6 protein-coding genes are annotated in these 5,022 nt (G+C 63.3%); 4 read left to right on the top strand and 2 right to left on the bottom strand.

Annotated features, from left to right (window positions below):
* On the top strand, positions 1 to 266 hold a 266-nt coding region (locus XAXN_RS08115; RefSeq protein ID WP_134984852.1), incomplete at its 5' end, for a GTP-binding protein.
* Between the two features lie 141 nt (positions 267 to 407).
* On the opposite strand, the gene xopR is transcribed toward XAXN_RS08115, so the two are convergent.
* Together xopR and XAXN_RS08105 are read right to left on the bottom strand one after the other, a co-directional pair.
* Positions 408 to 1,724, bottom strand: a complete 1,317-nt coding sequence (gene xopR / locus XAXN_RS23395) for a type III secretion system effector protein XopR (protein WP_277422470.1) — start codon at positions 1,722 to 1,724, stop codon at positions 408 to 410.
* Positions 1,725 to 1,823: 99 nt separating this feature from the next.
* On the bottom strand, positions 1,824 to 2,699 hold the full coding sequence (locus tag XAXN_RS08105) for an EamA family transporter (protein WP_054319168.1): 876 nt from the start codon (positions 2,697 to 2,699) through the stop codon (positions 1,824 to 1,826).
* 66 nt (positions 2,700 to 2,765) lie between these two features.
* On the opposite strand from XAXN_RS08105, the gene XAXN_RS08100 reads away from it, so the two are divergent.
* From XAXN_RS08100 to XAXN_RS08090, 3 genes are all read left to right on the top strand, one after another.
* Entirely contained in the window at positions 2,766 to 3,428 is a 663-nt protein-coding gene (locus XAXN_RS08100; protein ID WP_042824494.1) for an alpha/beta hydrolase, read from the top strand.
* A 78-nt stretch (positions 3,429 to 3,506) separates the two neighbouring features.
* A complete protein-coding gene (gene zapE, locus XAXN_RS08095; protein ID WP_054319167.1) occupies positions 3,507 to 4,601 on the top strand; it encodes a cell division protein ZapE in 1,095 nt (364 codons plus the stop codon).
* A 136-nt stretch (positions 4,602 to 4,737) separates the two neighbouring features.
* Positions 4,738 to 5,022 (top strand): transposase (locus XAXN_RS08090; RefSeq protein ID WP_134984851.1); only part of this gene is annotated, 285 nt, incomplete at its 3' end.

Raw genomic sequence — 5,022 nt, 5'->3', positions numbered from 1 at the left:
GGCAGCGGCAACAGACCCAGTGCTGGACCGCGCCACTGCCGCAACCCCACGAGGTGGGCGATGCCAACGAATATGCCGCGATGCAACGGCTGTGGCATCCGCTCTGGGGCGACCGCCGCCAGGAGCTGGCGGTGATCGGCGTGGACATGGATGCACCGCGCACACGCGCCGCGCTGGACGCGTGCCTGCTCAGCGACCGGGAACTACGGCAAGGGCCGGCGCAATGGCAGCTGCTGGACGACCCATTTCCGCATTGGGCGCGGTGACAGTGGTTTCACCACCAGGCATGCGCAGTACTTTTGCCCATGTGTTTGTTATCGCATCAAGCACATGGCGGCGTGCTGAAAGGTGCGTGCAGTCTCAGCCGCCTCATGCGGGTGACATTCCCCCTGGCCGTCAGGATTTCATTACCAATAACCTTGTTCCATGGACTCTCGGTGGGAGTCGAGCGCCAACTGCTCAGCTTCCTCACGCTCTCGCGGAGTACTAGGGTCGCTGTCAGTCAGCTTTGGCCCGCCCATCTCCGCGAGCACATCATTGAGTTGCTCGATCATCTGCTCCAATGCCAGCCAGTTTTTGTAACCCTCCATCATGCGTTCCAGACGCGCGAGCTTATTGTAATCAGCCCCGCTGTTTTTCATGGACTCAATGCGACGCCGCGCCTTTGCGTAGTCCCTGGCGATCAAGCCCATGTCGAGATCCTTATCTTTTACAGCGAAGAAGGCAAGCCGATTGGCCTCAATTACTTTGCTCTGGACGAAGCTCGCACCACTGGTCGTTGTCTTCGGTGGTTTGATCTTTTCCATAGGGGCAAGCCCCTTAAGCATGCTATTGAGTTGAATGTCACGGACTTGATTGCGTTGTTTGATCAGCGCCTGACGCGTCTCAAGTTGCTCTCGTTCTTCTGCTGTGGGCGTACGATCATCACGAGTATCGATCTGGTATTTCAGCTTGTTATACGGTGCCAATTGTCTATTCAGACTATCCAATAGCGTCTCCCGCTTGCGCTGATTCGGCGAGGACGAGGTTGGGGATACGCTGGGTGACACCAGCGATGGGGGCGAGGCTTGGAGGGTGTGCTGACGCTGCCTCGCTCGGTCGGTATCGAAGGGACTCTGTCCCAGCCGTCGCCTGTCCTCGCCGCCGTTCTTCTCGTATCCGCGGACAGGCACGCGATCTGAAGCGCGGATGGTTCCCGTTTGCCCCTGCGCCGGGGGGGGCGGATTGCGCCGATGTGGAGATTGTTGCTGTTGCCATCTCTCCCCGGTGCAGCTTGGCGGCACCTGCTTGGGCTCTGGCGTCCGTGCAGTCGCCACATGCGCCCAATGCCGTGCTGGGGGTCGCGGCGGATTCAGGTAGAAGGGGTTGACTACGGAAGCCGGCCCTTGCGCGTCCAGGCCGGTTTGCGTCATCTGCGGCCGCGGACTGGGCATGGAGGCGTTGGGTATGGATGGCCTGCCCTGGGTCTGCGTTGGTTCGGTAATCGGTGAACCCAGGCACATCGAAGGCAGTCGCTTGCGCAGGCTCGCCAGCGACTTACGTGCCGACGCGAGCATGCCCAGGTGCGACCTGGAGGCATTCCTCACCGCATCGGTCCTGGGGGCCTGAGGCAGCGCGTGCTGTGAACCTGACGCATGAGCTGCTGCTGGCACATCGGCAGCCGCTCGGCTGGCTGGTTCTGCAGCGCCTGGATGATAGCTGCGCGAAAAAAAATTCGTGCGCATCGGATACTCCTTTCGGAACTGTGCGCCCATCGTAGCGATCCCATTTCGGTGCCGGAGGCGTTTAGCGAACCAGCGTCGCGTAGGCCGAACGCGGGAGCGTCAGCCCAGACGTATCCCCCAGGCGATTGCCGCGATGGCCGGTGCCGCCAATGCCAGCCCCAACCAGCCGCGCAGGCCAAGGCGTTCGGCAAATCCCAACTTGCCGACCAGCGCCCCCAATCCGACCACGCCCAGATTCATGCTGGCAAAAACGGTCGCCGGGCTGTGCGGCAGCAGCTGGTGCGCACGCACGTAACACAGGATGTTGCCGAAATTGAGCGCACCCAACAGCACGCCGGCAAGCATGCTGCGGGTGCTCAGGCGTACGCCACGTGCCCAACGCACGCTCTGCACGCCAAGCATCAGCAAGAAGGCCAGCGCAAAACACAACGTCAACGAGGTCAGCGATGGTGTTCCGGCCTGCGCAATGTGCTTGAGCAGCAGGTCGATGAGCGCAAAGCCCATCCATACGCCAATCAGCCAGGGCAAGTCGATTGTGCTCGGCAGCGGATCGGTCGCGACGTGCTGACGGGGGCGTCGCACGATGCACACGATGGCCACCATGCCCAGCGCCAGCCCTGCCAGTTTCCAGCCATTGACCGGTTCGCCGAAAACGGTGAAGGCGGCGGCCAACGAGAGCACCAACGACAAGCGTTGCGCAACATCGGTGCGCACGATGCCGGCCACCCCGACCGACCGTGCCAGCACCAGGAAGATGGAGGGCAGCGCCACGGCCAACAGCAGCAACGCCAACCAGGGCGCGCTCGTGGAGCGCAGCGTGTTCAGCGCAGGATGCAGGACCAGCCAGGCCAGCAGTGCAGCGGTGGCGTAGTTCCAGGTAATGGCCTGAAACACGTCGATCCGGTGGCGTGCCGCAAGCTTCAACAGCACCGACACCAGGACACTGCAGACAACGGCAAACAGCAGAAAATGCATGGGCAACGCAACGAAGTGTGCAGGCAGGGCGATGAATGCGGCCGGCGGGGCGGCTATTATGCAGGCATGCCCAATCCCTCATTCCCCACCGCATCGGCTGCGTTGACCTTGCAGGGGCCGGTCGGCCCGCTGGATGTCGCGGTCGATTTGCCAGAGCCGGATGTTGCCGCACACGCGGTCACCGCCATCTTCTGCCATCCGCTCTCCACCGAGGGCGGCAGCATGCACAACAAGGTCGTCACCATGGCCGCGCGCGCGCTGCGCGAGCTGGGCATCACCGTGGTGCGCTTCAATTTCCGCGGCGTCGGCAATTCGGCCGGCGCGTTCGGCCATGGCGATGGCGAGCAGGACGATCTGCGTGCAGTTGCCGAGTGGGTGCGCGCCCAGCGGCCCGGCCACACGTTGTGGTTGGGCGGTTTCAGCTTCGGCGCGTATGTCTCGTTGCGCGCCGCCGGCTCGCTCCAACCGCAGGTGCTGATCTCGATCGCGCCGCCGGCCGGGCGCTGGGATTTTAGCGACATCCAGCCGCCGGCGCAATGGTTGGTGATCCAGGGCGATGCCGACGAGATCGTCGACCCGCAAGCGGTCTACGACTGGCTGGAAACGCTGGAGCAGCAACCCGAGCTGGTGCGCATGCCCGACACCAGCCATTTTTTCCACCGCAAATTGATCGACCTGCGCGGTGCGATCCAGCATGGTGTCCGGCGCTGGTTGCCGGCCGCAGTCTGACCGCGGCACGGCCTACGCGTATCGCCCGGCGATGCGTTGTTGAGCGGTCCGGGCAACAGCCGGCCCGCGGAGAATGCAATGAGTGAGATGACCCCGTCGCAGCGCTACGCCGCCGGCGTACAACGCGGCGATTGGCGCGCCGACCCTGCGCAGCAGGCGGCCCTGGCGGAGCTGGACCGCATCCACGAGGCGCTGGTGGACAGCGCGCAGGATGGTTGGCTGGATCGGCTGTCGGCATTCTGGAAAAAGCCCGAGCCGGTGCGCGGCTTGTACTTCTGGGGCGGTGTCGGGCGCGGCAAGACCTTTCTGGTCGATCTGTTCTACGACGGCCTGCCGATCAAGCAGAAATACCGCACCCACTTCCATCGTTTCATGCGTGGCGTGCACGAGCAATTGCGCGAGCACGCCGGTCAAAGCGACCCGCTGGCCTGGATCGCCCAGCAGTGGCGTGAGAATCTGCGCGTGCTGGTGCTGGACGAATTCTTCGTCACCGATATCGGCGATGCGATGCTGCTGGCACGCCTGCTCGAACGCCTGTTCGCCGAAGGCGTGACGCTGGTGACCACGTCCAATACCGCGCCGGAAAATCTCTACGCCAGCGGCTTGCAGCGTGACAGTTTCATGTCGGCGATCGGGTTGCTGCAGAAGTTCTGCGTGGAGCTTTACGCAGAAGGCACCGAGGATTACCGCATGCGCGCGCTGACGCGCTCGCCGGTGTATCGTGCTCCGCTGGATGCACAGGCCGACGACTGGCTTGCGCAGCGTTGGGCCGAGTTGAGCGGCAACGCCGAGGCGCGCGCCGGTAATATCGAAATCGAGGCGCGTAAGATTCCGGTGCGCGCACGTGGCAAGAGCATCGCCTGGTTCGATTTTGCTGCGCTATGCGAAGGCCCGCGCGGTCCCAGCGACTACATCGAGATTGCGCGCGAGTTCACCACCGTGTTGCTGGGCGGCATTCCGCACTTCGACCGCATGAACGAAGACGCCGCGCGCCGTTTCGTCAACCTGATCGACGAGCTGTACGACCGTCACGTCAATCTGGTCTGCACCGCGCAGGACGCACCGCCGGCCTTGTACAGCGGCCAGCGCCTGGCCGGTGCCTTCGAGCGCACCGCTTCGCGTTTGATCGAAATGCAGAGTGCGGAGTATCTGGCGGCCGCGCATCGGGGGTAACTTCGTCTGTGTGGGGTCGCTGTCCCATTGCTTGTTCGGCAGCTGCAAGCCGGTTGTGCCAGTAACTGGGCTAAGGAACCTCTGAACAACGCGCCAAAAAAGCGGGACACTATCGTTTCGGAGTGAGGAGACATCCATGCAGCTGACGTTCGGTGACGCTGAGGGCCTGGGCAAGCGCAAGCAGACCCGCCGGGAGATCTTCCTGGCCGAGATGGAGCAGGTCGTTCCGTGGCAGCAATTGCTCGGTCTGATCGCGCCGCACTATCCAGTATCGGGGCGGCCCGGTCGGCAGCCGTACGCACTGGCGACGATGTTGCGGATTCATCTGTTGCAGCAGTGGTATGCGTTGAGCGATCCGGCGATGGAAGAAGCGCTGCACGAGATCCCGACCTTGCGGCGTTTTGCCCAGCTCGGTGGCTTG

It is taken from the genome of Xanthomonas axonopodis (assembly GCF_001304695.1).
Taxonomy (GTDB): domain Bacteria; phylum Pseudomonadota; class Gammaproteobacteria; order Xanthomonadales; family Xanthomonadaceae; genus Xanthomonas; species Xanthomonas axonopodis.
This window is presented reverse-complemented; position numbering and strand designations above follow the sequence as displayed.

Bases quoted from the DNA above. Each gene is read 5' to 3' on its own strand.
- XAXN_RS08105 (WP_054319168.1), bottom strand. From the start codon at position 2,699: ATGCATTTTCTGCTGTTTGCCGTTGTCTGCAGTGTCCTGGTGTCGGTG.
- xopR (WP_277422470.1), bottom strand. From the start codon at position 1,724: ATGCGCACGAATTTTTTTTCGCGCAGCTATCATCCAGGCGCTGCAGAA.
- XAXN_RS08100 (WP_042824494.1), top strand. From the start codon at position 2,766: ATGCCCAATCCCTCATTCCCCACCGCATCGGCTGCGTTGACCTTGCAG.
- zapE (WP_054319167.1), top strand. From the start codon at position 3,507: ATGAGTGAGATGACCCCGTCGCAGCGCTACGCCGCCGGCGTACAACGC.